Annotated in this window: 3 protein-coding genes; all 3 read right to left on the reverse strand. The window is 42.1% G+C overall.

All coding sequences use genetic code 11. The annotated features are described in order from the left end of the window. Window positions 1–403: 403 nt before the first annotated feature. A complete protein-coding gene (locus B147_RS0107945) occupies window positions 404–682 on the reverse strand; it encodes a ComEA family DNA-binding protein (protein WP_020586679.1) in 279 nt (92 codons plus the stop codon). Window positions 683–925: 243 nt separating this feature from the next. Then, window positions 926–2,119, reverse strand: a complete 1,194-nt coding sequence (locus B147_RS0107950) for an MBL fold metallo-hydrolase RNA specificity domain-containing protein (RefSeq protein ID WP_245568971.1) — start codon at window positions 2,117–2,119, stop codon at window positions 926–928. Next, window positions 2,079–2,306, reverse strand: a 228-nt coding sequence (locus tag B147_RS32820) for a hypothetical protein (RefSeq protein WP_245568972.1), incomplete at its 5' end; no start/stop codon positions are given. The genes B147_RS32820 and B147_RS0107950, both read right to left, overlap by 41 nt.

Below are 2,306 nucleotides of genomic sequence, written 5' to 3' on the forward strand. Positions count from 1 at the left end.
GCACGCCGCCAGCGTTCATTCTGAGCCAGGATCAAACTCTCCAGTTATAATCCTTTACTAAAACTTTTTAAGGTCTGCACTTAAAGCCTAAGCCCCAAGCGCATTGTCATTGACCCGCTCTTTTCTTTTTCACTGACCAATTTTCAAAGATCAAAGTTCTTTTCTAAATGCCAAAAGAACTTGGGTAGATTATACAAAACTAAAATATTTGTCAAATGTTTTTTTATTTTAGTTTCAAATAATACAAGCATAGGGCCAAATAATTATCAATAACGCTCACAAAGTTAAGGCTACCATGCCGGTTTCAAAGCCGACATGGCAATCAAAAATGCTACAAGATTAATGATCCGCAAATAAAATTTTAACAGAAAAACCACTTGTCGTGCCCCGTATACTACTTCTGTTAATCCTTAACGCTGATTTTATCTTTATTAGCCTCAAACGCTTTTGGTCCGACGCCCTTTACCTTCATAAAATCTTCTATACTTGTAAAAGGCGTACTGTGGCGAAATTCGATTATCCTGTCAGCAATAGCATCGCCAACATATTTCAATGTTGTCAACTGTTCTTTAGGTGCAGTATTAATGTTCACCTTCTTTGCGTCAGCCATTGCCGGCATCGCACAAAGGGCCACCATCACGCAAACCAGAATACAAAGGCTCCTTCTTAACTTTGTTTCCATGTTTCCTCCATTTATATTTATTGATAATAAAAATCTGCACATTTAGACTGCAGACGCTGAACGCATTTCTGAATCAATATTAAAAAAGAAGATGGAAGTTGAGCGAAACAAATTTTAGAAATATCAGATCAAAAAGCCGCTTAATCAATTCAACAACAAAATATTCGTATATATTAATAAAAGCCTAATGAAACATCAATAACTTTTTTTGTCTTTGTGATAAACGAACAGATGAACAACAGATCAGTATTTTATATTTTTAATTCCAAGCGCCTTTGCCAAAGCCTTTCTGGCACCTGCCTCACCATGAACCAGCCGGATTTCTTTGGGCGCTTCCCCCATTGACATTACCCAGTCCACCAGATCCGCCTGATCAGCATGGGCGGAATATCCGGACAGCGTATGAACCCGAGCCCGAACCGCCACCCTTTTTTCAACAATCCGACGTCCAAGAGTTCCTCTGGCCTGGTATCCAACAAAAAAAATATCATTTTTTGAATCTTCCAGACCATGCTTGAGATGATCCAAAATCCGTCCGCCGGTACACATACCGCTGCCGGCAATAATAATCCCCGGTCCTTCAAAGGCCAGCAGCCGCTTATGATCCCTGAATCGCTCCACCGAATACAAATGCTTGAAATCTATGGGGTGGTTTCCATGTGCTTTAAGTTCCTTTGCCTCCTGGTCCCAGAATTCAGCCATCCTTGCATAAATTTTCGTAATCTCAAGACCCAGCGGAGAATCAATAAAGACTGGTATCTGCACACCGATCCGGTCCAGTTCATAAATCAACTCCTGGGTTCTTCCCAGGGAAAAAGCCGGGATATAAATAATGCCCTTGTCCTTCAACGCTTTTTCAATCATTTCCTCAAGACTCTTCACCCGAAGGCTGCGGTTTTCATGAATTCTGTCGCCATAGGTGGATTCAAGCACCAGAAGATCACAAGATTCAGGCGTATCCGGATCCGGAAGAATTGGCGTATTCTTACATCCCAAATCCCCTGAAAAAATAACGGAATAATTTCCATCTTCCCGGCCCATGGGAAATTCAAGCCGGATAAAACAAGAACCGAGGATATGGCCAGCATTGCCGAGCCTGAACCGAATCTTCTGTTTCAGGGAAAATTCCTGTCCATATTCAAATCCCCAGGACAACTCGTCAATTTTCTGCTCAAGCTGCCCGACCTTGGCTTTGCTCCTGCCTGTAAAAGAAAGCACATCTTTGAGCATAGGGCCCAAAAGTGCTTTGGTGGGATGTGTGCTGATGATCTCCCCGTCAAACCCGGCATCGATAAGATCCGGCACCCGACCAATATGGTCAATGTGAGCATGGGTCAAAAACAAATAGTCAATGTTTTCCGGCTTCACAGGGAAAGACGAGAACGGCAGTTCCGGATCACGGCCCTGAGCTTTGCCGCAGTCCACAAGGATATTCACATTCTTGTTTCCTGAAAATCGCACCAAATGACAGGAACCTGTCACGCAGCGTTCTGCGCCAAGGTGGGTTATTTTTACAAAACTCATTTTTTACTTGGATTTCGCTTGTTCCCATTTTGAATTTTATAAATTTAAAAATCAATAAAATCGGTCGAAAAAGTCTAATTTTTAGAGCATACACCCAATT

This window comes from Desulfobacter curvatus DSM 3379, assembly GCF_000373985.1.
GTDB classification, from domain to species: domain Bacteria; phylum Desulfobacterota; class Desulfobacteria; order Desulfobacterales; family Desulfobacteraceae; genus Desulfobacter; species Desulfobacter curvatus.

Excerpts from the sequence above, each read along its gene's own strand:
- B147_RS0107945 (WP_020586679.1), bottom strand. The coding sequence starts at position 682 with ATGGAAACAAAGTTAAGAAGGAGCCTTTGTATTCTGGTTTGCGTGATG.